The sequence below is a fragment of the Allobosea sp. LC85 genome (assembly GCF_000735605.1).
In the GTDB taxonomy this organism is placed as follows: Bacteria; Pseudomonadota; Alphaproteobacteria; order Rhizobiales; family Beijerinckiaceae; genus Allobosea.
The window spans coordinates 59,121-82,164 of the sequence record NZ_JPKG01000011.1 but is presented as its reverse complement, the minus strand read 5'-3'; the positions used below and the strand labels follow the sequence as shown (position 1 = coordinate 82,164).

Here is a 23,044-nt window from a genome sequence, read left to right as displayed (position 1 = left end):
CTGTCAATCTCCTCAAAATCCGCGAATAGCCTGCACGAACGCCGCACAGAATCTGCTGCCTCATCGCGGTAGAGAAGTGGTCAGTAGAGGGGGCGCCGATTGAAGACGTTCGCAACCATATCGATCGCTCTGGGGAGCTACCTCCTCGTATCGGGTCTGCTGTTCGGCGAGACATCCCCGCTATTGTTCGCCTTCTTCTTTCCGTCAAGCCGACTCGGGCTGCCGTATTGGAAGGAATTCGCGACGTTTCTGGTAGCGATTGTCGGACTGAGTCTGTTAAATCCGCTCAGACGATATTCCTTACCGATTATTTTTCGGCTCCCCATATTTGTCGCCCTCTCGCTCCTGCTGCCAACACTGTTCATCGGGGCGTACGCGGATTGGGAGCGAAGTAAACTAATCCATCAATTCAAAGCAGATCATCTCGACGATCATTCATTCTTTCGTTCGATCCGTGAGGCCCCGGCAGGTGCCCAGTTCTACTTGCACGCTGCGGCGTTGAAAGGGTGCGTGCCATACGCTTGGAGCTACCGCGAGATGGCCTTCTACAAACTGCGGCCGAATGTGGCGATCAATGTTCTTCCTCGGGGATGGCGCGAGATGTGTGGGATACGGTTTCAACCCTAGACGACCGCTTGGGGCGCGTTTCGCGTGCTATCAAGGGTCCGCAATCCACCCTTTTCGGACTCTGGCAGCATCCGGTTTCGGGCAATCCGGCTGGCGACGCGGATTGTTGCGGCAAAGGTCTTTGGGCGGCGCATCTGCCGGCCATCCGCGGCGGCTGCCAGCGCGTTGGGATTTCGGTGCAGCTCTTCGCGGATGCCGATGAGGTCGACGCGGCCGCTACAGGCCCGCACGGGTGAATGTCACATGCGTGACCCCGCTGGGAGAGGACATGGCCTCGATCGCGTAGTCCTTCTCGAGACCCTCCAGCCCATCCCAGAGGCGCACGCCCCGGCCGAGCAGGATCGGGACCAGCACGATATGCATGTGGTCGATGAGCCCGGCAGCCAGGAAGTCGCGGACCATGGTGGCTCCCCCGCCGATGCGGACGTCCTGGCCGGCCGCAGCCGCGCGAGCCGCAGCGAGCGCCTCGGTGGGCGACGCGTCCAGGAAGTGGAAGGTCGTCCCGCCCTCCATCTCGATCGATGCGCGTGGGCGATGGGTCAGGACGAAGACCGGCGTATGGAAGGGCGGGTTGGAGCCCCACCAGCCCTTCCACTCCGGATCGTCCTGCCAGCCGGGGTAGCCGAATTTCCCGGCCCCCATGATCTCGGCGCCGATCCCGGGAGCGAACTGCCGCAGGAAGGCGTCGTCGACGCCCCGCGTGCCGCCGGGCTGGCCAATCATCTGGCGCCACCAGCAGGTTTCGAACATCCATTCGTGCAGCCGGTCTCCGGCGTGGCCGAACGGCGCTGCGAGGCTCAGACCCTCGCCGGTGGCGAAACCGTCGAGCGAGATGGAGATGTGCTGGACACGGGCGAGCGACATGGCGGGTGCTCCTTTTCTGCTGTTGGTCGAACCTGTTCTGCTGCTGGCCGAGCCTGGCCGGATCAATTCGGCCAGGACGTGATGACGGCGGCCCCTGGGCCACGGGTACCGTTCGCCGGGGCAGGGGCCCCGGACCATCCGAATATCGCCGCGGCGAGACCCGATCGGGCGCAGGCGAACGGCCGCCAATCGACCTTGCTACTGGTTGATCTCGGGCTCGACGAGTTTCGCGAGCTTGCGCAGGGATTCCTGCCAGCCGAGATAGCAGGCCTCGGCGGGGATCACGTCCGGCACGCCCTGCTGCTCGATGGTCACCTCGGTGCCGACGGACACGGCCTTCAGGATCACCGTGACCTTCATCTCGCCCGGCAGGTTCGGATCGTCGAACGTGTCGGTGTAGACGAGGCGCTCCCCCGGAACGAGCTCCAGATAGGTTCCGCCGAAGGAGTGGCTCTGCCCCGTGGTGAAATTCCGGAATGACATCCGGTGCTTGCCGCCGACCTTCGCATCCAGCTCATGGACGGTGCAGGTAAAGCCGTAAGGTGGAAGCCAGCTCGCCATCGCGTCCGGTTCGAGGAACGCGCGATAGAGCTTCTCGGGCTTGGCGGCGATGACGCGGTGCAGACGGATGGTGCTGGGCATGGATCTCTCCTCATGGTTCGGTTGGATTCGGGGTGTTCGCGAGGTGTTCGGTCTCTCCTGGCGGGCAGCCTTTCACCGCGCGATACAACCACGTCGAACGGGCTGGTGAGAATTCGACAGCGCACCGGAAAAAAAATCCAGAGCACCGGCCCGCCCTCTCGCGCGGGCTGTCGCTGAAATCGGTTGCGGCGCAAGTGGGGCTTTACCCACCCGCGCGCCTGGCGGACGCCTTCGAACGCCGCTTCGGCGTCGCGCCGCGACTGTTCCGCGACATGCACGCGGAGCCGTGAGCGCTGACAGGCGTCAAGTGCCTGCGAGAAACAGAAATGAGCCGGGCTCAGAGGCTGCCTCGGCCGATCGGCAAGGTCCGGTATCTTGCGATGCACCAAGTCGGCCTGTGGCGCCGAGCGGCGGGATGGGCTTGGGCCCCACCGATAAGTGCGGCCAAATTCGTCGCCATCCCTGCTATGATGGCGCGAATGCCGGAGATGTCCCGGCGAAGCAGGAGCAGAGTGTGACCGAGAGATTTGAACGGCATCGCCAACCCTGGACCCATGAGGAACTCGAGAAGCTCAAGTTGCTCGCCAAGAAGGGCATGGCCCTGAAGGCGATTTCGAAGGCGATGACCCGCAGCGAAGAATCCATCAAGGACCGCGCGAAGCTCGATGGCATCGGGATCGCCAAGCTCCGTTAGAGCATCGGACCGGACATCGTATCCTGCCCGATGATCCAGCCCTTTGTGGTTTGCATCGGCTTTGCCCCGAAAACCGCAATCCACGTTTCGGGCCGATGATTGAGCCTTCTGTGTTCGCATCGGCTTTGGCCCGAAAACCGCAAACCACTTTTCGGGCCGATGCTTGAGCCCTTTGGAGGAGGCGACCCATGCCGAAATTCGTGACGATCGGGTATGGCGACCGCGAGGGGTACGACCGTACCCCGGTGGCCGTTCGGGACGCAGCCCACGCCCATGATGCGACGTTAAGGAAAGACGGCGTCTTGATGGGTATCGCGGGCGATCCTGTGCAAGTGCGCAATCCCGATGCCGCTCGGGTTGAAACGGCCACTGGCCCGTTCATGACGTCGTCATTGCCAGTGGCGGGCTTTGCCGTCATCGAAGCCGCCACTTTGACTGAGGCCATCGCGATGGTTTCCCGAACGCCCTGCGCTGTTGCACATGGTGTCGTCGAGGTGTGGCCGCTCGAGCAACTCCCATAAAACGAACTCGGCAATGACAGCAAAGGCGGAAGTTAGGTCAGTACCCGGAAGCGGTCATTTGCGAGATGAGGGACTATCCGACGACGTCCTTCAGGAAAGATGCCGAGCGCAAGCTGCATCGGTCCTCCGCCGGACTATTATTGCCTGCTCAGAACGTCCCGCCAGGTTGGCCTTGAAGACATGGTCCTGAGCGTCGGCTGCGAGCCGTTCGGTCTAGGACAGGCCGAGCGTCGCGCTCCTGCTGATCGCGAGATCGAGCCCCGCCCGCCATCTTTTCTCCGGACCGAACGGAAGCTCGGTCAGTCGCTCCTCCATGAGTCCTATACCAGTCCTGAATTACCCTCGCTTTTCGGCGTTCCACTGCCCGGAGCAGACCCGTCCGCCTGCGGTCGACCACGTGCCGGTGCCGGAGTTGCTCGATAGTCGCCCCCTTATGCTCGCCTTGTCCTGCCCGCGCGAGATTTCGGCTGAAACCGAACCGTTAGGGCGAACCTGCCCGCGGACGTCGAACTTCTCCGGTCCGCCGTATTGAAGCAAGCCGCGCTGAACAACGACCGGGTAGCGATAGGCCCTGTCGCAAGCACCCTGCTGAGTTACGACTTCCACGCTCCAGGTCCCGTCAAACCTGGTGGCCTGAGCGAAAGCCGCGGTGGCGAATGGCGTGCACACTATGATCGCGCCGCAGCACCATGGAATAAGAACCGGTGAGAGTTTCATGAGTGTCGCTCCCGCACGTCCGAAAAATCGCGTCCCTCTAGATCATCGGACCGGAAATCGTATCCGGTCCGATGATCTAACCTTTTGTGTTTGCATCGGCTTTGCCCCGAAAACCGCAATCCACTTTTCGGGCCGATGCTTTAGCGGCTCTATTCACGCCAAGCGCTCTCTTCACGCCAAGCACAGATGCCGGGCCGTGCGCGTGGAGAGACGACCTCCTGCCGGCCGCAGAATCAGAAACCCAGATTTCGCCAGCGCGTTCCCTACGAACGTGGCCCGAGGGACATCGTACACCGACACCTGCGACCTACGCCGCCTTCCTGGTAGCGGTGCTGACGATAAAGCTAATGCCGGGACCCGAGACGATGCCGATTTTGACGCTGGTTGTCTCCACCAGATGGCCGCTTGACCGAAGCGTGAGCCATCGCTTGGCCCATGTCCCCTTAATCACCCAGGTCAGCCGTTGAGCTCAGCTCGATCAGATATTTCGAGGCAGCCGATGAGATCTCGCCTCGCATGCTGAGGTTGGCGCTCTACCGGAAAGCGGACGCGGGGGGGCACCACCGCCAAATGTCGGCTCTCGCCAATTCAGCGGCGGCTAACACCCGCTTTTGTAGGTTTAATGATCGGACCACGCGGCTGAATCGAAAACGATCACGTGAAATTCGCGCTTCGGGCAGGCATTCGCCAGCACGAACCCGCTTGGCGCGAGCGTGCTGACATCTCCCTCCGCCAGCATGTCCTTCCTGCCGTCTTCGGCGATGAGCTGGCCGCTGCCGCGGGTGACCACGATCGTTCTGGGCCCGGCTGGGCTCTTGAGTGATCTGCGTTCGCCCGGAGCCAGAGCGAGGCGCAGGGGCTGGACGGCGGTGGTGAGGGGTGACGGCATCTTTCGGCTCCAGTGCTATTGATATGCCGAAAGATGGCGTCGATCGCTGCGAGGATTAGCCGGGAATGCGCGAACGCGCTTATGGCACGGATTCATAAATGTGCCCGGTCATTCATGGCCTCTCGCCATAACGGCTATCGGTCGGAGCCGCTCGATGAAGCGTGCCGAAGGCCTATCCTTCATGTCCTGATCGATGGCGGCGCGAGCGATCGCGCCTTTCCAAGGAGGCAAACATGAAGATGCTCGGAGCCGCACTCGTCTCGCTTTGCGCCATCACCGGCGCCGAGGCGCAGACTCCGGACCGCCTTCGCGCCCTCGCCGAAACCGAGATCGGCTCGGTTTCGCCCGCTCTCGAAGCCTACACCCGTCGCGATCTGCTCGGTGAGGTCTGGAAGCGGCCGGGGCTCTCGCGCCGCGACCGCAGCGTCGTGACGATCGCGGCCCTGATCGCGAAGGGTCAGTCAGGCGAATTGCCGCGCTATCTCTCGCTCGCACTCGACAATGGCGTCGAGCCCTCCGAAATTTCGGAGATCATCACTCATCTCGCCTTCTACTCGAGCTGGGGGAACGGTATGGCGGCCGTCACTGCGGCGCGAGCGGTCTTCGCCGAGCGCAGCGTCAGCGCCGACCGCCTGCCGCCGGCCGAGCCTCAGCTCCTGCCGCTCGACGCCAAGGCCGAAGCCAGCCGCGAAGAGCGGGTGCAGGCCGATGTCGGCGCAGTCTCGCCGGGGCTCGTTCGGGACACAAGCGAGCTGCTCTTCAAGGATCTCTGGCTGAGGCCAGGTCTCTCTCCGCGAGACCGCAGCCTCATCACCGTGACCTCCCTGATTGCCAATGGGCAGGTCGCGCAAATGGGCTTTCACCTCGCCCGCGCCATGGACAACGGATTGACCCGGGAGCAGGCGGCGGAGGTCATCTCGCACCTGGCGTTCTATGCGGGCTGGCCGAACGCGTTCTCCGCCGTACCGATCGCCAAGACGGTCTTCGAGGCTCGCAAGCGCTGAGCCTCGATGCACACACCGCACATGACCTCGTCAAACGGGACTCTTGCCATGCGCCGCATGCTTGCTGCCGCAGCCACCTCCTTCGTCCTGTCCTCGGCCGCGCTTGCCGAAGGCGTACGCATCGACCGGAGCGGATCGAAGCCATCGGCGATCGGTTCAGCCGCCCATTTCGTCGGGCATGTCGTCGTCGACCCGTTCTACGAGGCTAAGACCTCGCTCGGCGGCCATGTCAGCTTTGCGCCCGGCGCGCGAACTGCCTGGCACACTCATCCGGCTGGTCAGGTGCTGATCGTCACTGACGGCACCGGCTGGATCCAGGAGGATGGCGGTGCGCGTCGCGAGATCCGCAGCGGCGACGTCGTCTCGATTGCGGCGGGCGTGCGCCACTGGCACGGCGCCACCTCCTCGACTGCGATGCGTCACATCGCCATCACCAATCTTCAGGACGGCAAGGGCGTCGACTGGCTGGAGCAGGTGACCGACGCCCAATTTGGGAATTGAGCTCGCCTCAGCCCGTCCCTGCGCGCAGCGCGTCGACGATCAGGCGGAACGCCGGGAGACTCTGCCGGCGGCTCGGATAATAGATGAAGTAGCCCGGAAAGGGCGGCGACCAGTCGTCAAGCAGGGTGACGAGCCTGCCCGCTGCGATCTCGTCCGCGACGATGTTCTCCGGCACATAGGCGACGCCATATCCGTTTGCCGCGGCATCGACCATGGGAAGCGTCGTGTTGAATGTGAGCTGGCCGTCGACGCGTACCCGAAGTTCCTGGCCGTCCTTTTCAAAGTCCCAAGCATAGAGGCCCCCCGACCGCGCTTGGCGCAGATTGATGCAGGTGTGCGCGACCAGCTCGTTTGGGTGCTCGGGCGCTGGATTCGCTGAGAGATAGTCCGGCGAGGCCACCGCAACGAGCCTCCAGTCCGGCCCGATCCTGACCGCGATCATGTCCTTTTCAACGCTTTCCCCCAACCGAATTCCAGCATCGAAGCCGTCCTCGACGATGTTGCGCAAACCATTGTCGATGCTGAACTCGACGTTGAGCTCGGGATAGGCCGATAGGACAGCCCGGAGCTTCGGCCAGACCAGCGTCTGCAGGGCGTGGTCCGAGAGCGTCAGCCGCACCGTTCCCGCCGGCTTGTCGCGCAGGCTCATCAAGGCGGCGATCTCCGCCTCGATCTCGCTGACACGCGGAGCGAGTGAGAGCCGCAGGCGCTCGCCCGCCTCGGTCGTGCCGACGCTGCGTGTCGTGCGCGTCAGCAGCCGTAGCCCCATTCGTGTCTCAAGCCGCTTGATCGTGTGGCTGAGCGTCGACTGCGTCACGCCGAGCTTGGCGGCAGCGCGCGTGAAGCTGCGCTCCTCGGCGACGGCCAGGAACCAGAGAAGATCGTCGAGGCCCGTCTTCATCATTCGCTCGCTCATGTCTTTGTGAGAGGCCACGATCATGGCCGTCACTGATTGCCCGAATGCCGATGTGATCGCCTGTGGCAGGCGTTCAGCCGCGACAGTCAGCCTTGCAGCCCTGCTTGAGCTCAGCAGATTAATCGATGGGATCGATTAATCCATTCCGATCCTGACGGCTAATCGTTCCCCCGGGTGGTGGTTAGGTTCTGGCGCAATCGTCATGGAGCGTGCCGAACAGATGACAGCCGCCGCAGCACATTCGAGGAGCGAACCCGTTTCCGCCTGGGGCGCCGTGATGTCGATGGCGCTGTGCGTTGCGATGCTGATCGCCTCGGAGTTCATGCCCGTCAGCCTGCTCACGCCGATGGCCGAAGGACTGCATGCCTCCGAGGGCCAGACCGGACAGGCGATTTCGATCAGCGGGCTCTTCGCGGTGGCGGCGAGCGTCGTGATTACCACTGCCGCGGGGACGATGAATCGGAAGTCGGTCCTGGTCGCAACAACAGCCTTGATGCTGCTCTCGCTGGTTCTGGTGGCGACGGCGCCGAACTTCACCGTGCTGATGATCGGGCGCGCCTTGCTCGGTCTGTGTATCGGCGCCTTCTGGGCGCTCGCTACCGCCGTGATCATGCGGCTGGTCCGGGAACGCGACGTGCCGCGGGCGCTCGCCCTGATGTATGGCGGGCAGGCGATCGCGGCTGCCTTCGCGGCCCCGATCGGCAGCTATCTCGGCGGCATCTTCGGCTGGCGTGCGGTGTTCTGGGCACTGACGCCGATCGTTGCCGCCAACCTCGTCTGGCACCTCGTCGCGCTGCCGTCGCTGCCTGTCGCGGAGCGGCAGGATCTGCGGACGATGCTCGGCTTGCTGAAACGCCGCTATTTCCTGCGAGGCCTTGCTGCCGCGATGCTGTCCTGGGGGGCGGCATTCTCCATGTTCACCTATCTGCGCCCGTTTCTGGAGCAGGTGACCGGTGCGGATGTGACAACCCTCTCAATCCTGCTCCTGATCTTGGGCTGTGCGGGCTTTCTCGGCACCTGGGCGTCCGGTCGCTTTCTGAGCGGCAGCGTCGCGCCGTTGCTGAGGCTGCCGGCGCTTTTCATGGGAAGCTGCACGCTCGGCCTCCTGCTCCTGGGAGGCGCGGTCATCACGGCGGGCCTGTTCCTGGCGATCTGGGGTGCGATGAACACCGCGATGTCGGTGATCTGGATGACCTGGATGTCGCAGAATGCCGATGACGCACCGGAGGCTGCGGGCAGCCTGATGGTCGCGGCGATCCAGGCGTCGATTCTCCTTGGCGCGGTCATCGGCGGGCTGCTGCTCGATGGCATCAGCATCGCCGCCACGCTGATCGGCAGCGTGGTCATGGCCGGTTTCGCTGTCGCGCTGATCGGCGACGGTCGCCACCTGCTGAAGTCCTGAAACCCGGGAGACCATCGATGCGCAGACCGAACCTCGCGGCACTGGCCCTTACTCTCGCACTGACTGGATCTGCCATGGCGCAAGAGCGCATTCTCATCGGCTCGGACTGGGGCAATGTCGCGGCCGAGATGGCGGACAATGATGCGGCGCGGGCGCTGGTCGGGATGTTGCCGCTGACGATCGAGATGCGCGACCATCTCCGCCAGGAGAAGACTGGCAATCTTCCGGCGCCCTTGCCCGCGCCCGCCCGGCAGACCGGCTTCTCGACCGGAACCCTCGGCCTCTGGAGCTCGAACCACTTCGTCATCTACTACCGCGACGGGGAGGTCTCGAAGCCTGGGATCGTTCTGCTCGGCCGCGTCACCGGCGATGTATCGATCTTCGACCGGCCCGGTCGCGTGACGTTACGCCTCGAACGCGCGCGGTGAATCCACGTTGAGAGCGGCGAGCCGGCACTCACGAGAACTTGCACGAACGCGGCTTGAGTTCCGCCCGCCAAAGGCGCTGCATGCCCCCATCAGGGCCTCGCTGTCGCGTAGCGCAATATGCCCGGGTTTCCCGGGTCGCTAAGAAGGAGATGCTGATGACTACCATCGTCGTGAATGGGATGGAGCGCCGCTATGACGGCGATCCGGAGATGCCGCTGCTCTGGTATCTGCGGGATGAGCTCGGCCTGACAGGCACCAAGTTCGGCTGCGGCGTCGCCGCCTGCGGAGCATGCACGATTCACCTCGATGGCATGGCGGTACGGGCCTGCCAGACGCCGATCTCGGCTGCGGCGGGGCTCACGGTCACGACGATCGAGGGGCTTTCTCCGGATGGCAACCATCCGGTGCAGGCAGCCTGGCGCGAGCTCAACGTTTCGCAATGCGGCTACTGCCAACCAGGGCAGATCATGCAGGCCAGCGCGCTGCTGAAGGAGACGCCCAACCCCAGGGACGAGGATATCGACAACGCAATGAGCGGCAATCTCTGCCGCTGCGGCACCTATCCGCGCATTCGCGCGGCCATCAAGCAGGCAGCCAAGGGGGTGCGCCCATGACGGAGCATCTTTTCGATCAAGGCGGCGCCCTCGTCAATGTCAGCCGCCGCTCCTTGCTGACGGGGGTCGGCGCCGGCGTCTTCGTGCTCGCCGCGGGCCTGCCCGCACCGTCGGGGGCGCAGGAGAAGAAATTCGGCGCCGACGGGATGCCGAATGGCTGGCGCGACGATCCGGCGGTCTTCATCTCCCTGGCCGAGGACGGCACCGTCACCGTGACCTGCCATCGCTCCGAGATGGGCCAGGGTGTCCGCACTTCGCTGGCGATGGTCGCGGCGGAGGAGCTCGAGGCCGACTGGGCGCGAGTGCGGGTCGCGCAAGCCTGGGCCGACGAAGAGCGCTTCGGCAATCAGGACACGGATGGATCGCGCAGCCTGCGCCACTGGTTCATGCCGATGCGCCGCGCCGGCGCTGCGGCGCGCACGATGCTCGAACAGGCGGCGGCAGCGCAATGGGGCGTCGCTGTCGCGCAGGTGCGTGCAGGCGACCACGCCGTCAGCCACGCCGCAAGCGGTCGCAGCCTGAGCTATGGCGCGCTCGCCAAGGCCGCATCGATGCTGCCGGTGCCCGATCGCGGCAGCCTGCGGCTCAAGCCGGCAACCGCCTTCCGTTATATCGGCAAGGATACGATCGGCCTCGTCGACAACCAGGACATCACCACGGGCAAGGCGGTCTACGGCATCGATGCCCAGATCGACGGCATGCTGTTCGCAGTCGTGGCGCGGCCGCCGGTCTATGGCGGCAAGGTCGCGTACCATGACGCTGCCGAGGCCTTGAAGGTGCCGGGCGTCGTCAAGGTCATCGCCATCGACCCTCCGGCGATTCCGTCCGAATTCGAGCCGCTCGGCGGGATAGCCGTGATCGCCCGCAATAGCTGGGCTGCCATCAAGGGCCGCGAGGCGCTGAAGATCACCTGGGAGGATGGCCCGAACGCGGTCTATTCCTCGGACAGCTATCGCGCCCGCCTCAGCGAGGCGGCGAGCAAGTCCGGGAAGGTCGTCCGGAACGAAGGCGATGTCGAGCGCGCCCTGGCCGGAGCGGCCAAGCGCGTCACAGCCGAGTATTACATTCCGCATCTCGCCCAGTCGCCGCTCGAACCGCCGGCAGCACTGGTGCGCATCGCCGACGGCGCGGCCGAAGCCTGGGCCTGCACCCAGGCGCCGCAGGTGACGCGGGCGCGCCTTGCAAAGCGCCTCGGCCTGCCCGTCGAGAAGGTGAAGGTCAACGTCACCCTGCTCGGGGGCGGCTTTGGCCGCAAATCCAAGCCCGACTTCGTCATCGAGGCCGGACTCTGCTCGCAGGCCATGGACGGGGCGCCGGTCAAGCTGATCTGGACGCGCGAGGACGACCTCCACCACGGCTACTATCACACGGTCTCCGTCGAGCGCCTGGAGGCCGGGCTCGACGCGTCCGGAAAGGTCACGGCCTGGCTGCATCGCAGCGCCGCTCCGACGATCGGCTCGATCTTCGCTCCCGATCCCAAGCATGAACTGCCTTTCGAGCTGGGCATGGGGCTGGTCAATCTGCCGTTCGCGATCCCGAACATCCGGGCCGAGAATCCGGAAGCCCCTGCCCATGTGCGCATCGGCTGGTTCAGGGCCGTCTCGAACATCCCCCATGCCTTCGCGGTCCAGTCCTTCGTCGCGGAACTCGCCGCTGCCGCCGGCCGCGATCCGAAGGATTATCTTCTGGAGCTGATCGGCCCGGCGAGGCTCATCGATCCGACCAAGATCGGCGACGCCTGGAACCATGGCGAGGATCCGGAGCGCTATCCGATCGACACCGGCCGTCTGCGCGCGGTGATCGAGACCGCGGCGAAAGGCATCGGCTGGGGGCGCACGCTGCCGAAGGGGAGCGGGCTCGGGATCGCCGGTCATTACAGCTTCGTCAGCTACATAGCGGTCGCGGTCGAGGTCACGGTGAGCGAGGGCGGGAGGCTTGCGATCCCGCGCGTCGACATCGCGATCGATTGCGGGCCGATGGTCAACCCGGACCGAGTCCGCTCGCAAATGGAAGGCGCCGTCATCATGGGCGCCGGCATTGCAAGCTCGGCCGAGATCTCCTTCAAGAACGGGCGTGCGCAACAGGACAACTTCGATACCTACGAGCTGACCCGCATGGATTCGGCGCCGCGCGATATTCGCGTGCATCTCCTGCCCACGAGCGATTACGAGCGGCCGCTCGGCGGCGTCGGCGAACCGGGCTTGCCGCCCGTCGCGCCAGCCATCGCCAACGCAGTGTTCGCTGCGACCGGCAAGCGGATCAGGCAACTGCCGATCCGCGATCAGCTCAGCGCCTGACCGGCTGTCGCCTTATAGGCTCGCCCGTCATCCGGACGAGCCTGAGGAACCATGGGGGCGTCTCGCGGATTGCGTCGACAATCGGGAAGGAGACGCGTGATGTCCCCTCGCTTTCTGCTGCTCGCCTGCACTGTATGCCAACCGGCATTCGTAGGCGTGGCTTCGGCATCTTCCTGCGCGGAGCGGATGGCCGCCCTCGAAATCCGCATCAACCAGGCAGCAGAGGCGGCCGCCTCGGCCTCCTCGGGGGGCCAGGGCGTCGCCGCGGCGCGCGAGAGCCAGGCGATGCAGTCCCGGGATCAGGGGCAGCCCATCGCCCCTGACAGCGTCCCACCCTTCCAGCAGGAGGGGAAGGAAGCCGCCGCCACCCGCCAAGCCGCGCAGGCGGGCGCGACCGCGTCATACAGGCCAGGGCCAGGCTGAACGAGGCCCGCGCCCGGGACGCCAGCGGCGACGGTCCCGGCTGTTCGGACCTGATCGGTCAGGCGGAACGGCAGCTCGAGGGCCCGTGAGCCGAAACGCAAGAGTAGCTTGCAGCTCCTGCGTCCTACGCCCGTCTCATCTGCGCCAAGAGGGCGATCGCACTCCCCGACGAGATAATTGCTGGAAAGCGGACGTCCCAGGAGTCAGCAATGGGCCGGATCGGGGCATGCCGGACTACTTCCGTAACGGGTCGGTTCCGGTCCTGACGCGGCTGCGCAGCGGAGGTTTGCTTTGGGGCGGAGACCCAAGTTCCGCTCATTAGTCCAATGGCGTGCAGTTCTGCTTCCGGGCGCGGCTGGTGCCTTCCGCGTGCTCGTGATCGTTCAGCAGATCGCCAGCGCCGGCACGTCACTCACGCGCAGCAGCACGATCATCGCCACGGGATCGACGTCCAGGAACCTGATCCGGTCAGCCTGATCCCATCAGCGTGCGGCAGGTTGCGGCGGGCGCAGCATCGGCGTCACGACCGGCGACGATCCGGCCTGGATGGTTCCGAGAATGTCGAACCCGTGGCGCTGATAGAGCGAGATGTTCCGCGGATTCGAGGATTCCAGATAGGCTGCGGCGCCCTCGGCGTCGCAGCGCGCGAGCGCATGACGCATCAGCGCGCTTCCGATGCCCTGGCCCTGCCGCGCCGGGTCGGCGCCGATCAGCGGCAGATACCAGTGCGGGACTTTTGGATGGTAGCGTTCCATCGCGTCGAAGATCGCGTCGACCTCGGACAGGATCGCCGGATCGGCGTTCTCCCGGATGAGGCGTTCGAGCGTCTCGATGTCGGGTTCCACGCCGGGCGGCAGCCACAAAGCCGCGCCGCCGAAATCCTCGCTCACATCGGCGCTGTCGCTGTCATAGGCGGCGGCGCCGAAGGCGCGGATCAGGTCGGGCATCACGGCGAGATAGGTCTGCGCGTCTCGCAACGACCAGCGCGCCATCGGATCGGCCGCGAAGGCAAGCGCGATGACCGCGGACACGGCGCTCTCCTCGGCGCGGGATGCGGAACGCACAGCAATGGACGTCATCGGATGGCCCGGATGGTTGCGGTCGTCTCCAGCGGATATGGGATCGCCGGCGCGCCGGCGCCATAACCACATCGCCCTGCGCGCTCAGCGCGGCGGCGGTCGCGTATCCAGGAGTGCGCGAAGTCCGCGCACGGTGTTCTCGTCAAAGCTGATGTCGATATCCACGCCGGAGCGGGTTTTCGTCCTCAGGATCAAGGTTCCATCGTCCGCCATCACGAAACTGGTCTGTTCGGCCAGGACAGCGCTGACGACGTCGGCATGGGAAGGGGAGCCGCGCAGGTCGGCGGCGTGCATGGCTGCAGCTTCGAACCGCGAGAGGAAATCCCCCTCGAGCAGGCGCGGAATGTGAAGGATGAAGCGGCGCCCATTGCTGTCCGTCAGATCGAGGCAGCTGCTTTGCCCGCTGGTGGAGGCGCCATGGCCATTGACGCGGCTCAAGAGGATCGTGGCGGGCTCTGTCATCCTGGCATTCCTCAAGCATCGGCCCGAAAAGTGGATTGCGGTTTTCGGGGTAAAGCCGATGCAAACACAAAGGGTTAGACCATCGGACCGGATACGGTTTCCGGTCCGATGGTCTAGGATTTGATGATGTCACCCGCCTCATTAGATCACGCTGCGTTTGGACGAAATCGTTCACACGCAGAAAACGTGATCAGAGCAAGCTTGATGCGAAAACCGTTGCCACTTTTTCGCAGCCGGCTCTAGGGGTTTCACGCCGAACTCGGAACCTGGATGGTTTTTGGTTCGGGGGCCAATCTCCAGCCACATCGGCCACCTGAAAGCGGACGCCGCGACAGTCCTCAAAGAACGCGGATCAATGTCTCTCGACCTTCCGTGGGCTTGACGACGAAGGCTCCTGAGCCGTTGCTATAACCCTACGGAATAATCCACCCCCGATTCCGACTTGGACAGCTTGGGACAATGGCTTCCACTATTCCCCAAACGGGAAAACGAGGGGATCAACGATGAAGCACTCTGTCTTGGGGCTTGCGAGCCTGATGATGGCAGCCTGCCTGCCGGTCGCGGGCTCGGCCCAGGAGACCTTGCTGCGCGTTGCCGGCGATGGCGACATCTCGACGCTCGACGCCCATCGCGCCAGCGCCACCAGCGACAAGACGCTGGTCGGCTGGATCTATAACGGCCTCGTCCGTTTCAAGCCGGGCAGCGCCGACCCGAAGGATCTCGAACCCGATCTCGCCGAACGCTGGGAGACCTCTGCCGACGGAAAGATCTGGACCTTCCATCTGCGCCCGGGCGTGAAGTTCGGGGGTGACTGGGGTACTCTCAGGGCCGACGACGTCGTCTATTCCCTGCAACGCTCGGCCGATCCCAAACGCTCGACCTTTTCCTCGGACTTCTCGGCCATCGAGACTGTGGAGAAGGTGGACGATCTCACTGTCCGCATCACGCTGAAATATGCCGACGTCAATTTCCTCGGCCGCGTCTCCAACTATCACGGCGGCAATATCGTCAGCCGCAAGGCGGCGGAGGAGCTGGGCGACACGTTCGGTGCGAAGCCTGTCGGCACCGGCCCCTTCGTCTTCGTCGAGCAGGTGACGCAGCAATATGTGAAGCTCGCCGCCCATCCCGGCTATTTCCGCGGCAAGCCGAAGATCGATACGATCACGGTGCGCGTGATCCCCTCCGATAGCGCCCGCGAACTCGCCTTCACCTCCGGCGAACTCGACCTGATGTACGGCAAGCGCGAGCAGCGCTGGGTCGATTCCGCCCGCCGCCGGCCCGGCTTCAACGTCGAGATCTTCCGGCCCGGCGAGTATCGGCTCCTGCACCTCAACCAGAGCTTGCCGCCGCTCGACGATATCCGCGTGCGCCGCGCCATTGCGGCCGCGATCAATGTCGACGACCTCGTGCGCTATGTCGGCAAGGATGTCGGCCCCAGGGGCTGCTCCGTCGTGCCGCCGGGCTATCTCGGCGAGGACTGCACGGTGCGCTACAGCTTCGATCTCGCCAAGGCGAAGGCGCTGCTGGCCGAGGCCGGGCACAAGGACGGCATCACGATCAAGGCCATCGTCTCCAACATCTCGGCGCAGCAGCCCTTCATGGAGATCATCCAGGCGCAGCTCGCCAAGGCCGGGATCAAGCTCGAGATGCAGGTCGTCGACCACCCGACCTATCAGAGCCAGACCCGCAAGGACCTGAGCGCTCTCGTCTTCTACGGCGCGGCGCGCTTTCCGATCGCCGACACCTATCTCAGCGAGTTCTTCCACTCGCGCGCCATCGTCGGCACGCCGACCGCCGCGACGAACTTCTCGCATTGTGCCGTTGCGGACAAGCAGATCGAGCAGGCCCGCACCGCGCCCGACGCCGAGGCCCAGAAGGCCCTCTGGAAGGAGGCGCAGCAGAAGATCATGGACAATGTCTGCGCCATCCCCCTGTTCGAGTTGCGTCAGGTCTGGGCGCGCAGCGATCGGCTGGATTTCGGCTACGAGCTGAAGGGCGCCCTGAACCTCGCGCCGCCGATCACCGAGGCGGCCACGCTGAAGCCGCGCTGAGCGCGACCGCTTCGACGGGCGCGCAAGACCAGCCTTGCCCGACGATCTGCGCCGGGTTGGCCTGCTGTGGAGTGGCGACCCCGCTCCACCGCGCGACGTTCTCGCGACGATTAGGCTCGGCTTGGATCAATCCTGGCCCGGGGTGAGGATCGTTCGCGAAATCTCGGCCGCGGCTTCCCGCGCGCCGTCCAGGAAGGCATCGACGAGCCGGGCGTTGCGGCTGTCGCGGATGCGGCAGAGCTGGAAGTCGAGCTGAACGGCCGGCGCGAAGGCGCGTATGGCGACCTTGCCCCGCAGGCCCCCGACGGCCGATGGATGGACCAACGATACGCCGACACCGGCGGCCACGAACTCGCAGAGCGTCGGCGAAATGCTGACGACCATGACGATCTCCGGCGCGACGCCGTGAGCGTCAAAGACCTGCCCGATGCGCCGGCTCGTAAAACTCTCCGGATCGAATGAGACGAAGGCGGTTCCGTCGAGATCCTGGGGCGTGATCACGCTCCTTTCGGTCAGCGGGTGGTCGAGCGGCAGGATGCAGACGAGCGGATGAGCCATCAGCGGCTCGGAGACGACGTAAGGGTTGTCGATCGGTGAGACGGTGAACCCGACGTCGAGCTTTCGGGTGACGAGCCCGTCGGCGATCCATTGTGAGCTGCGCGACTGCACCGAGCAGAAGACACCCGGCTGGCGGGCGAGGAAGCGCGTCGTCGCCTGCTGGATGAAGGCGCCCGAGAGCGCCGGCATGACGCCGATCAGCAGGCGGCTCTGCTCGTCGCGGCGGATCGCCTCGACCGCATTCTCGACCTGGCGCACCCCGGCGAAGATCCGGTCGATCTCTTCGTAGAGCCGCATCCCGCGCCGGGTCAGCACGAGCCGTCCCTTGACGCGGTCGAACAGCTGCAGAGCCGTGTCTTCCTCGAGATGGGCGATCAGCTTGCTCATGGCCGGCTGCGAGATGTTCATCATCTCGGCTGCGCGGCTCACCGTGCCGTATTCGATCACCGCCTTGAAGGCCTCGACCTGACGCAGGTTGAGCCGTCGCACCATTGTATAACCCTGGAGAATAGCATCGAGAGAAAAACGACTTTGACGAATTACAACATGGCTCCCTAACGTCAAAACCGGCAAGGGGTTTTCACATGCGGCCGGATATCATCGTCATCGGAGGGGGCACGGTCGGCGCGGCGATCGCGTATGGCCTCGCCAGGACGCGGCATCAGGTTCTGTTGCTCGATGGCGACGACGGCGATTTCCGGGCGGCCCGCGCCAATTTCGGGCTGGTCTGGCTGCAGGGCAAGGGGCTCGGCATGCCGGCCTATCAGGCGCTGACGCGCGGCAGCATCGCGCTGTGGCGCGGCTTCCGCGATGAACTCGAGGCCGAGGCGGGGATCGAGCTCTGCTACGAGCAGAATGGCGGGCTCGCCTTCTGCCTGGGCGAAGCGGGCTTCGAGAAGCGCCGCCTCGAGCTCCTGCGGCTGCATAACCAGGGCGGCGAGGGCGAGCCTGACTGGGAGATGCTCGATCGCCCGGCGCTGGAGCGCCTGCTGCCGAAGGTCACGCTTGGCCCTGACGTGACGGGGGCGAGCTTCGGTCGGCACGACGGCCACGCCAATCCGCTGCGGCTGCTGGCGGCCCTGCATGGAGCGCTGGCGCGCCACGGCGGCAGCCTTCGCCATCGGGCCCGCGTCGAGCGGATCGAGCCGGCTGGCCGGGATTTCCGCCTCGTGCTCGACGGCGAGACGCTGGTTGCGCCGCGGATCGTCATCGCGGCGGGTCTCGGTTCGCCCGCCCTGGCCCGGCAGGTCGGGCTCGAGGTGCCGCTGCATCCCGAGCGCGGGCAGGTGCTCGTCACCGAGCGGCTCGAACCGTTCCTGCCGCTGCCGGCGAGCGGGCTGCGCCAGACCGGCGAAGGCACGGTGATGATCGGCGCGACCAAGGAGCACACCGGCTTCGACGCGTCGACGACGGCTGACGCTGCCGCCCGGCTGAGCCGCAAGACGGTCGAGATCGTCCCCGCGCTGGCCAAGGCCCGGCTCGTGCGGCAATGGGCGGGCCTCCGGATCATGACGCCCGACGGCTACCCGATCTATGCGCAGTCGCAGAGCCATCCCGGCGCTTTCGTCGCGCTCTGCCATTCCGGCGTGACGCTCGCGGCCTTCCATGCCGAGGCGCTGGCGGGAGCGATCGCCGCCGGCATCCTGCCGGAAAGCCTTTCTCCCTTTCACCAGAGACGCTTCGATGTTCCGCAAGCTGCATGATCCCGGCGCGCAAGCCGTAACCGTCCTCATCGACGGGCAGCCCGTCATCGCCGAGCTCGGCGAAAGCGTCGCCGCGGTGCTGCTGCGCCAGCCCGAAGCCTGGAGCCGCACCACGCCGGTCTCGCAGAGCCCGCGCGCGCCTTACTGCATGATGGGCGTCTGCTTCGAATGTCTCGTCGAGGTCGACGGCCTGGGGTCCGTGCAAGGCTGCCTGACGCCGGTTCGCAACGGCATGCGCATCGCCCGCCAGCAGGGCCCCAGGAGATTGTCGGCATGCAGGAAATTGTCGGCATGCAGGAAATTGTCGGCATGAATGCGAACGAGACCGATCTCCTGATCGTCGGTGCAGGCCCTGCCGGCATGGCGGCTGCCGTGACCGCGCGCAGCCACGGCCTCTCCGTGCGCGTCGTCGACGATCAGCCGACGCCCGGCGGCCAGATCTGGCGCGGGATCGAGACCGTCGCGGCGACGCCGCGACTGGCCCGGCTCGGCGAGGCCTATCGGGCCGGAGCGGAAAAGGCCGCCGCCTTCCGGGCCTGCGGCGCGCTCTACGAGCCGGACAGCCAGCTCTGGCAGATCGAGCCCGGTTTTCGCGCCTTCCTGACGCGCGAGGGCCAGGCGCGCCGCGTGGCTGCGCGGGCGATCATCCTCGCCACCGGCGCGCAGGAGCGCCCCGCGCCGTTTCCAGGCTGGACGCTGCCGGGCGTGCTGACGGTCGGCGCGGCGCAGATCCTGCTGAAGACGGCGAATTCCGTGCCGTCGAGCCCGGTCTGGATCGCCGGCTGCGGGCCGCTGCCGCTGCTCTACATGACGCAGCTGCTCGCGGCGGGCGGCACGATCGCCGGCTTCCTCGACACCATGCCGCGCGGGCGCATCGGTGCGGCGCTGCGCCATCTGCCGCAAGGTCTCGGTCGCCTCGGCGATCTCGCCAAGGGCCTGCTCTGGTCGCTCGCGCTGAAGCGGGCCGGGTTCCCGATCATCCGCCATGTCGCGGAGCTTCGCGCCGCGGGGGAAGGGCGGCTCGAAAGCCTGCATTACCGCACGCAGGAGGGGAGGGAAGGCGAGGTCGCCGCCGAGGTGCTGCTGATCCATGAGGGCGTGGTGCCGAGTATCCATGTTCCGCTCGCGCTGGGTTGCGCGGTGAGCTGGCATGCCGGCCAGCACTGCTATGTCCCGGAGCTCGACGGCTGGGGCGAGACCTCGCAGGCGAATGTCTTCGTCGCGGGCGACGGTGCCGGCATCGGCGGCGCCGAGGCGGCCGAGCCGCGCGGGCGGATCGCCGCGCTGCGCGTTGCCGCCAGGCTGGGCAGGCTCGGCGAAGGCAGCGCAGACGCCGCCGCCCGGACGGAGCGGGCCAGGCTCGCCCGCGCTCTCGCCTTGCGGCCCTTCCTCGATGCGCTCTATGCGCCGCGTCCGCAGGTCTTCGCTCCCGTCGATGAGACGCTCGTCTGCCGCTGCGAGGAGGTCACGGCCGGCGAGCTGCGCGCCCGCGCCGTGCAGGGGCGCCCTGGCCCGAACCAGATCAAGGCCTTCACCCGTGCCGGCATGGGCCCCTGCCAGGGCCGGCAATGCGGCTACACCATGGCCCATATCATCGCGGCCGCGCAGCAGCGTCCGGTCGGGGAGGTCGGTTTCCAACGCATCCGCCCGCCGCTGAAGCCGGTGACGCTCGGCGAGCTGGCGAGCCTCGACGAGCGGGAGCCGGCGGCATGAATGTCGAAGCGTTCGACGTTGCGGTCGTCGGCGGGGGCCTGCACGGCTTGTCGGCGGCCCTGCATCTGGCCCGGGCCGGCCGGCGCGTGGCGGTGATCGAGCGGCGCTGGACCGGCCGGCACGCGTCCGGCGCCACCGCGGCCGGTGTGCGCACGCTGGGCCGCGACATCGCCGAGATCCCGATCTCGCTCGAAGCGATGGAGATGTGGCACGCGATCGCGACGATCGTCGGCGACCCTTGCGGTTTCCATGCCCACGGCCAGCTCCGCATCGCGGAGACCAGGGAGCAGATGCCGGCCTTGCTCCAGCGCGAGGCGGCCATCCGCGTGCTCGGCCACCGGCATGAAGAGATCATCGACGCTGCGGAGCTGCGCCGCCTCGTGCCGGCCTTGAGCCCGCACTGCGTCGGGGCGCTGGTGGCGCGGCGCGACGGCGCCGCCGATCCGCACCGCACCATTCTCGCCTTCCGCCGCGCTTGCGAGGCAGCTGGTGTCGTCATCGCCGAGGGCTGCGGCGTCGGGGCGGTCGATCGGCAGGGCAATGCCTGGCTGCTCGCGTGCGGCGAGCGCCGCTTCCGCGCGCCCATCGTGGTCAACGCGGCCGGCGCCTGGGCCGCCCGGCTCGCGGCCCTGTTCGGCGACGAGATCGCGCTCGGAGTCCGGGCCTCGATGATGATCGTGACGGAGCGCCTCGCGCCGCTGCTCGATCCCGTCGTCAGCGTCGTCGGCCGGGCGCTCTCCTTCAAGCAATCGGACCAGGGCACGCTGGTGATCGGCGGCGGTTTGCAGGGCGTGGCCGATCTCGACCGGGAGCGCAGCAGCGTCGACTTCACCGAGCTGGCCAAGGGCGCGCGGGCCGCAAGCGACCTTTTCCCCGCTGTGCGCGGCGTGCGCATCGCGCGCTGCTGGACCGGGATCGAGGCGCAGACGCGCGACCATCTGCCGGTCATCGGAGCCTCGCCGAACGCGCCTGGCCTGTTCCATGCCTTCGGTTTCTCCGGTCACGGCTTTCAGCTCGTCCCGGTCGTCGGCGCGATCCTGACGGATCTCGTCACCGAGGGAACGACGCGTCGCGAGATCGCCGCCTTCGCGCCGCGGCGCCTGATGCAGGAAAGGGTCGCAGCATGATGAGTTACGTTTTCAGGCGCGTCCTGCTCGCCGTGCCGACGCTGTTCCTGATGCTGACGGCGATCTTCGTGCTGGTGCGGCTCGTGCCGGGCGATGCCGCCTCCGTCATCCTCGGCGACCAGGCAAGCGCCGCCTCGCTCGCCGCGCTCAGGGAAAAGCTCGGGCTCGACCAGCCGGTTCCGGTCCAGTACATCGCCTTCCTCGGCAAGGTCCTGACCGGCGATCTCGGCCAGTCGCTGAGCAGCGGCCGCAGCGTCGTCCAGGAGGTGCTGCTCGTCCTGCCCTCGACGATCGAGCTCACCGTCGCAGCGGTCGCCATCGGCCTCGTCCTTGGCCTGCCGCTCGGGGTTGCCGCCGCGCTCAGCCGCAGCGGCTGGATCGACTATGTCTCGCGCGTCGTCTCGCTGGTCGGCCTGTCCTTCCCCGCCTTCGTCTCCGGCATCCTGATGCTGATCGTCTTCTCGATCCAGCTCGGCTGGTTTCCGGTGCTCGGCAACACCAGTGGCGCCGGCAGCCTCGCCGAGCGGTTGCGGGCCCTGGCGCTGCCGGCGCTCAATCTCGGCATCATCATGACAGCCTATGTGATGCGCGTGACGCGCGCCGCGATGCTGGGTGTCCTGACCGAGGACTATATCCGCACGGCCCGCGCCAAGGGGGTGGGCCCGGGCCAGCTCGTGGTGACGCATGCGCTGCGCAACAGTCTGATCCCGATCATCACCGTGGTCGGGCTGTATTTCGGCACGCTGATCGGCAATTCGGTGCTGACCGAGATCATCTTCAACCGCCCGGGGCTGGGCAAGCTGATCATCGGCGCGCTCAACGCCCGCGACTACACGCTGCTGCAGGGGCTGATGATCATCTTCGCCATCTGCGTCATCGTCGTGAACACATTGACCGACCTGGCCTACGGCCTCGTCGACCCAAGGGTGAAATACACATGAGCACTGTCGCCACCACGACCGTCGAAATGCGGCCGGGCGGCCTCTGGCTCGCCTTCTCGCAGAACAAGCTGGCCTGGGTCGGGCTCGTCCTGCTCACGCTCATCATTCTGGTCGCGATCTTCGCGCCCTGGCTTGCTCCCCATGATCCGTTCGAGCAGAACATCGTCATGCGGCTCGAGCCGCCCTCATCCGAGTTCTGGCTCGGCACCGACAGCTATGGCCGCGATGTGCTCTCGCGGCTGATCTACGGCGCGCGCATTTCGCTCTTCGTCGGTTTCGTCGCCATCTTGATCGCCATGCTGGTCGGCACGACGATCGGCGTGCTGGCCGGCTATATCGGCGGATTGTTCGACCAGATCGTCATGGGCGTCCTCGACGTGTTGCTGGCCTTCCCGACGCTGCTGCTCGGACTGATGATCGCCGCCATGCTCGGCGCGAGCCTGGAGAACCTGATCATCGCGATCGCCGTCACGGAAGTCGCGCCGTTTGCCCGCGTGGCGCGCGCTCCGACCATGACGCTGCGCCAGCGCGATTTTGTCGAGGCGAGCCGCTCCTATGGCTGCGGGCCGTTTCGGATCATGACGCACCATATCCTGCCCAACATGATGTCGGATGTGGTGGTGATGAGCTCGCTCTGGCTCGCCTCCGCGATCCGCACCGAAGCCTCGCTCAGCTTCATCGGCCTCGGCGTGCCGCCGCCGGCCGCGACCTGGGGCAGCATGATCCGCGAGGGCTTCGAGAACATTCTCGATGCCTGGTGGCTCGCCGTCTTCCCGAGCCTCGCGATCCTGGCGACGGTGTTGGCGCTGAACCTTCTCGGCGACGCCCTGCGCGACGCATCCGATCCCCGGACCCGCTCGAGATGAGGGCA

General features: G+C 66.1%; 24 protein-coding genes. 17 read left to right on the top strand and 7 right to left on the bottom strand.

Annotated features, from left to right (window positions below):
• The first annotated feature begins 99 nt into the window (after window positions 1-99).
• Entirely contained in the window at window positions 100-627 is a 528-nt protein-coding gene (locus FG93_RS05760; protein WP_043232850.1) for a hypothetical protein, read from the top strand.
• 216 nt (window positions 628-843) lie between these two features.
• On the opposite strand, the gene FG93_RS05750 is transcribed toward FG93_RS05760, so the two are convergent.
• Window positions 844-1,491, bottom strand: coding sequence for a dihydrofolate reductase family protein (locus FG93_RS05750; RefSeq protein WP_043232846.1), 648 nt, complete (start codon window positions 1,489-1,491; stop codon window positions 844-846).
• Window positions 1,492-1,689: 198 nt separating this feature from the next.
• On the bottom strand, window positions 1,690-2,133 hold the full coding sequence (locus FG93_RS05745) for an SRPBCC family protein (protein ID WP_043232845.1): 444 nt from the start codon (window positions 2,131-2,133) through the stop codon (window positions 1,690-1,692).
• Window positions 2,134-2,647: 514 nt separating this feature from the next.
• Between FG93_RS05745 and FG93_RS05740 the strand changes: the two genes are divergently transcribed.
• On the top strand, window positions 2,648-2,827 hold the full coding sequence (locus FG93_RS05740; RefSeq protein WP_038362276.1) for a Myb-like DNA-binding domain-containing protein: 180 nt from the start codon (window positions 2,648-2,650) through the stop codon (window positions 2,825-2,827).
• Window positions 2,828-3,015: 188 nt separating this feature from the next.
• Window positions 3,016-3,348 (top strand): YciI family protein, encoded by a 333-nt coding sequence (locus tag FG93_RS05735; protein ID WP_043232843.1) that lies wholly within the window; start codon window positions 3,016-3,018, stop codon window positions 3,346-3,348.
• Between the two features lie 1,336 nt (window positions 3,349-4,684).
• Here the strand turns inward: FG93_RS05735 and FG93_RS32290 are convergent.
• On the bottom strand, window positions 4,685-4,954 hold the full coding sequence (locus tag FG93_RS32290) for a hypothetical protein (protein ID WP_152579333.1): 270 nt from the start codon (window positions 4,952-4,954) through the stop codon (window positions 4,685-4,687).
• Between the two features lie 233 nt (window positions 4,955-5,187).
• Between FG93_RS32290 and FG93_RS05725 the strand changes: the two genes are divergently transcribed.
• Window positions 5,188-5,958 carry a carboxymuconolactone decarboxylase family protein gene (locus FG93_RS05725; RefSeq protein WP_043232842.1) on the top strand — a complete coding sequence of 257 codons (771 nt, stop codon included), beginning with the start codon at window positions 5,188-5,190 and terminating at the stop codon, window positions 5,956-5,958.
• Window positions 5,959-6,006: 48 nt separating this feature from the next.
• Entirely contained in the window at window positions 6,007-6,459 is a 453-nt protein-coding gene (locus tag FG93_RS05720) for a cupin domain-containing protein (protein WP_043232839.1), read from the top strand.
• A gap of 7 nt (window positions 6,460-6,466) precedes the next feature.
• Here the strand turns inward: FG93_RS05720 and FG93_RS05715 are convergent, their stop codons facing one another.
• Window positions 6,467-7,363 (bottom strand): LysR family transcriptional regulator, encoded by an 897-nt coding sequence (locus FG93_RS05715; RefSeq protein ID WP_043232892.1) that lies wholly within the window; start codon window positions 7,361-7,363, stop codon window positions 6,467-6,469.
• A 232-nt stretch (window positions 7,364-7,595) separates the two neighbouring features.
• On the opposite strand from FG93_RS05715, the gene FG93_RS05710 reads away from it, so the two are divergent.
• From FG93_RS05710 to FG93_RS05690, 5 genes are all read left to right on the top strand, one after another.
• Window positions 7,596-8,777, top strand: coding sequence for an MFS transporter (locus FG93_RS05710; protein WP_152579332.1), 1,182 nt, complete (start codon window positions 7,596-7,598; stop codon window positions 8,775-8,777).
• A 17-nt stretch (window positions 8,778-8,794) separates the two neighbouring features.
• Window positions 8,795-9,205 (top strand): cyclophilin-like fold protein, encoded by a 411-nt coding sequence (locus FG93_RS05705; protein ID WP_043232835.1) that lies wholly within the window; start codon window positions 8,795-8,797, stop codon window positions 9,203-9,205.
• A 155-nt stretch (window positions 9,206-9,360) separates the two neighbouring features.
• Window positions 9,361-9,819, top strand: coding sequence for a (2Fe-2S)-binding protein (locus FG93_RS05700; RefSeq protein WP_043232890.1), 459 nt, complete (start codon window positions 9,361-9,363; stop codon window positions 9,817-9,819).
• Window positions 9,816-12,116 (top strand): xanthine dehydrogenase family protein molybdopterin-binding subunit, encoded by a 2,301-nt coding sequence (locus FG93_RS05695; RefSeq protein WP_043232833.1) that lies wholly within the window; start codon window positions 9,816-9,818, stop codon window positions 12,114-12,116. Before FG93_RS05700 ends, FG93_RS05695 begins: the two co-directional genes overlap by 4 nt.
• 99 nt (window positions 12,117-12,215) lie before the next feature.
• Window positions 12,216-12,539, top strand: coding sequence for a hypothetical protein (locus FG93_RS05690; RefSeq protein ID WP_152579331.1), 324 nt, complete (start codon window positions 12,216-12,218; stop codon window positions 12,537-12,539).
• A gap of 482 nt (window positions 12,540-13,021) precedes the next feature.
• Here FG93_RS05690 and FG93_RS05685 read toward each other — a convergent pair whose 3' ends face one another.
• Window positions 13,022-13,618, bottom strand: a complete 597-nt coding sequence (locus FG93_RS05685; RefSeq protein WP_043232829.1) for an N-acetyltransferase — start codon at window positions 13,616-13,618, stop codon at window positions 13,022-13,024.
• Window positions 13,619-13,702: 84 nt separating this feature from the next.
• Complete coding sequence (locus FG93_RS05680) at window positions 13,703-14,080, bottom strand: hypothetical protein (protein ID WP_043232827.1); 378 nt, start codon at window positions 14,078-14,080, stop codon at window positions 13,703-13,705.
• Window positions 14,081-14,583: 503 nt separating this feature from the next.
• Between FG93_RS05680 and FG93_RS05675 the strand changes: the two genes are divergently transcribed.
• Window positions 14,584-16,131 carry an ABC transporter substrate-binding protein gene (locus tag FG93_RS05675; RefSeq protein ID WP_081881328.1) on the top strand — a complete coding sequence of 516 codons (1,548 nt, stop codon included), beginning with the start codon at window positions 14,584-14,586 and terminating at the stop codon, window positions 16,129-16,131.
• Between the two features lie 126 nt (window positions 16,132-16,257).
• Here the strand turns inward: FG93_RS05675 and FG93_RS05670 are convergent, their stop codons facing one another.
• Entirely contained in the window at window positions 16,258-17,181 is a 924-nt protein-coding gene (locus FG93_RS05670) for a LysR substrate-binding domain-containing protein (RefSeq protein ID WP_043232825.1), read from the bottom strand.
• Window positions 17,182-17,273: 92 nt separating this feature from the next.
• Between FG93_RS05670 and FG93_RS05665 the strand changes: the two genes are divergently transcribed.
• The 6 genes from FG93_RS05665 to FG93_RS05640 are packed head-to-tail and all read left to right on the top strand — an operon-like array spanning window position 17,274 to window position 23,039.
• Window positions 17,274-18,392, top strand: a complete 1,119-nt coding sequence (locus FG93_RS05665; protein ID WP_043232823.1) for an FAD-binding oxidoreductase — start codon at window positions 17,274-17,276, stop codon at window positions 18,390-18,392.
• A complete protein-coding gene (locus tag FG93_RS05660; RefSeq protein ID WP_052513410.1) occupies window positions 18,373-18,705 on the top strand; it encodes a (2Fe-2S)-binding protein in 333 nt (110 codons plus the stop codon). The genes FG93_RS05665 and FG93_RS05660 overlap by 20 nt, the downstream gene beginning before the upstream one ends.
• Window positions 18,666-20,105 (top strand): NAD(P)/FAD-dependent oxidoreductase, encoded by a 1,440-nt coding sequence (locus tag FG93_RS05655; RefSeq protein ID WP_244448504.1) that lies wholly within the window; start codon window positions 18,666-18,668, stop codon window positions 20,103-20,105. The genes FG93_RS05660 and FG93_RS05655 overlap by 40 nt, the downstream gene beginning before the upstream one ends.
• Window positions 20,102-21,232, top strand: a complete 1,131-nt coding sequence (locus FG93_RS05650; protein WP_043232822.1) for an FAD-binding oxidoreductase — start codon at window positions 20,102-20,104, stop codon at window positions 21,230-21,232. The genes FG93_RS05655 and FG93_RS05650 overlap by 4 nt, the downstream gene beginning before the upstream one ends.
• A complete protein-coding gene (locus FG93_RS05645; protein WP_043232821.1) occupies window positions 21,229-22,173 on the top strand; it encodes an ABC transporter permease in 945 nt (314 codons plus the stop codon). The genes FG93_RS05650 and FG93_RS05645 overlap by 4 nt, the downstream gene beginning before the upstream one ends.
• Window positions 22,170-23,039 carry an ABC transporter permease gene (locus FG93_RS05640; RefSeq protein ID WP_043232818.1) on the top strand — a complete coding sequence of 290 codons (870 nt, stop codon included), beginning with the start codon at window positions 22,170-22,172 and terminating at the stop codon, window positions 23,037-23,039. The genes FG93_RS05645 and FG93_RS05640 overlap by 4 nt, the downstream gene beginning before the upstream one ends.
• The last annotated feature ends 5 nt before the right edge of the window (window positions 23,040-23,044 follow it).

What these genes read in the sequence shown, in the direction of transcription:
- FG93_RS05750 (WP_043232846.1), bottom strand. Translation starts at nt 1,491, where the DNA reads ATGTCGCTCGCCCGTGTCCAGCACATCTCCATCTCGCTCGACGGTTTC.
- FG93_RS05745 (WP_043232845.1), bottom strand. Translation starts at nt 2,133, where the DNA reads ATGCCCAGCACCATCCGTCTGCACCGCGTCATCGCCGCCAAGCCCGAG.
- FG93_RS05735 (WP_043232843.1), top strand. Translation starts at nt 3,016, where the DNA reads ATGCCGAAATTCGTGACGATCGGGTATGGCGACCGCGAGGGGTACGAC.
- FG93_RS32290 (WP_152579333.1), bottom strand. Translation starts at nt 4,954, where the DNA reads ATGCCGTCACCCCTCACCACCGCCGTCCAGCCCCTGCGCCTCGCTCTG.
- FG93_RS05725 (WP_043232842.1), top strand. Translation starts at nt 5,188, where the DNA reads ATGAAGATGCTCGGAGCCGCACTCGTCTCGCTTTGCGCCATCACCGGC.
- FG93_RS05720 (WP_043232839.1), top strand. Translation starts at nt 6,007, where the DNA reads ATGCGCCGCATGCTTGCTGCCGCAGCCACCTCCTTCGTCCTGTCCTCG.
- FG93_RS05715 (WP_043232892.1), bottom strand. Translation starts at nt 7,363, where the DNA reads ATGATGAAGACGGGCCTCGACGATCTTCTCTGGTTCCTGGCCGTCGCC.
- FG93_RS05710 (WP_152579332.1), top strand. Translation starts at nt 7,596, where the DNA reads ATGACAGCCGCCGCAGCACATTCGAGGAGCGAACCCGTTTCCGCCTGG.
- FG93_RS05705 (WP_043232835.1), top strand. Translation starts at nt 8,795, where the DNA reads ATGCGCAGACCGAACCTCGCGGCACTGGCCCTTACTCTCGCACTGACT.
- FG93_RS05700 (WP_043232890.1), top strand. Translation starts at nt 9,361, where the DNA reads ATGACTACCATCGTCGTGAATGGGATGGAGCGCCGCTATGACGGCGAT.
- FG93_RS05695 (WP_043232833.1), top strand. Translation starts at nt 9,816, where the DNA reads ATGACGGAGCATCTTTTCGATCAAGGCGGCGCCCTCGTCAATGTCAGC.
- FG93_RS05690 (WP_152579331.1), top strand. Translation starts at nt 12,216, where the DNA reads ATGTCCCCTCGCTTTCTGCTGCTCGCCTGCACTGTATGCCAACCGGCA.
- FG93_RS05685 (WP_043232829.1), bottom strand. Translation starts at nt 13,618, where the DNA reads ATGACGTCCATTGCTGTGCGTTCCGCATCCCGCGCCGAGGAGAGCGCC.
- FG93_RS05680 (WP_043232827.1), bottom strand. Translation starts at nt 14,080, where the DNA reads ATGACAGAGCCCGCCACGATCCTCTTGAGCCGCGTCAATGGCCATGGC.
- FG93_RS05675 (WP_081881328.1), top strand. Translation starts at nt 14,584, where the DNA reads ATGAAGCACTCTGTCTTGGGGCTTGCGAGCCTGATGATGGCAGCCTGC.
- FG93_RS05670 (WP_043232825.1), bottom strand. Translation starts at nt 17,181, where the DNA reads ATGGTGCGACGGCTCAACCTGCGTCAGGTCGAGGCCTTCAAGGCGGTG.
- FG93_RS05665 (WP_043232823.1), top strand. Translation starts at nt 17,274, where the DNA reads ATGCGGCCGGATATCATCGTCATCGGAGGGGGCACGGTCGGCGCGGCG.
- FG93_RS05660 (WP_052513410.1), top strand. Translation starts at nt 18,373, where the DNA reads ATGTTCCGCAAGCTGCATGATCCCGGCGCGCAAGCCGTAACCGTCCTC.
- FG93_RS05655 (WP_244448504.1), top strand. Translation starts at nt 18,666, where the DNA reads ATGCAGGAAATTGTCGGCATGCAGGAAATTGTCGGCATGAATGCGAAC.
- FG93_RS05650 (WP_043232822.1), top strand. Translation starts at nt 20,102, where the DNA reads ATGAATGTCGAAGCGTTCGACGTTGCGGTCGTCGGCGGGGGCCTGCAC.
- FG93_RS05645 (WP_043232821.1), top strand. Translation starts at nt 21,229, where the DNA reads ATGATGAGTTACGTTTTCAGGCGCGTCCTGCTCGCCGTGCCGACGCTG.
- FG93_RS05640 (WP_043232818.1), top strand. Translation starts at nt 22,170, where the DNA reads ATGAGCACTGTCGCCACCACGACCGTCGAAATGCGGCCGGGCGGCCTC.